The organism is Rathayibacter tritici (assembly GCF_002932875.1).
Lineage (GTDB): Bacteria > Actinomycetota > Actinomycetes > Actinomycetales > Microbacteriaceae > Rathayibacter > Rathayibacter tritici.
In genome coordinates this window covers 1-1,115 of the sequence record NZ_PSWS01000077.1, presented here as the reverse complement: position 1 = coordinate 1,115, position 1,115 = coordinate 1, and the positions used below count along the sequence as shown (strand labels likewise).

Genomic DNA, 1,115 nt, shown 5'->3' with positions numbered 1-1,115 from the left:
TCGTATGCGGGTTCCGCGCCGCGCACCACCGCACTCTGGGTGGACGTGCTCGGCGACCTCGCCTCCGTCGATGGCACCGACGTGTGGTGGGACGACGCGAGCGGAGCTCCCGATCTCCTTGCCGTCGGTGACTCCCCCGTCCTGCGCACACCGGGCGGCGTCATCGGCATCGGCGACCAGTGGAGCGACCCCGGCTGGCGCGCCGAACGCTCCACCAGCGCCCACGACCCGTGGAACCCCTCCGCCGCCACCACCATCGCCGACGGCGTCGGAGTCACCCCCGCCGGCGCCCTCACCTTCGCCGGACTCGAATGGATGGGACACCGCGCCTACGACCCCGCCACCCGCGGATTCCTCTCCACCGACCCCGTATCACCGACGTGGGGCGCGGCCTGGTCGGGGAACCCGTACTCCTTCGCCGGCAACGACCCCGTCCACGCCCTCGACCCCGCGGGTTTGAGCCCAGTCACCGACACGCAACTGCAGGCCTACCGCGACGGGAACAACGGAGCCTTCGCCGCAGCCGGCGACTGGATGGCCCAGAACTGGGAGTACATCGCCGGCGGCGCGATGATCGTCGCCGGCGGCGTGCTGATGGCGACCGGCGTCGGCGGCCCCATCGGCGCAGGCCTCGTCGGCGCCGGAATCGACGTCATCGTCCAGAAAGCCACGACCGGCTCCGTCAACTGGGGACAGACAGCACTCACCGCCGTCACCGGAGGCCTCGGCGGCAGCATGACGGCAGCCCGTCTCGGCGCCGCCGGCATCAGCGGCCTCAAAGCCGCCGTCGCTTCCGAAGCAGCCTCCGGCGCCGCATCCGGCGCGGCAGGCGACGCCTACGCCTACGCCACCGGGCCCGGACCCCACACCGTCGACGGCTTCCTCCAAGCCTCCGGCGGCGGCGCAATCGCTGGCGCCGCCATGGGAGCCGGCGGACCACTGCTCGGACGCGGCCTCACCGGCACCGGACGCGCCGGCGGAAACCTCCTCGGCAAGGAAGCAGACGCCCTCACACCAGACATCACCACCCCGAGCGAACCGCTCAACGCCGTCAAACCCGTCCCCGAGGAATACATCAACCTCGCCAGCCCCTCACGAACCAGGCATATCCTCGA

General features: G+C 71.8%; 1 protein-coding gene. It reads left to right on the top strand.

The window, feature by feature from the left end:
* A partial coding sequence (locus C5D07_RS16285; protein ID WP_282956662.1) for an RHS repeat-associated core domain-containing protein occupies nucleotides 1-1,115 on the top strand: 1,115 nt, incomplete at both ends.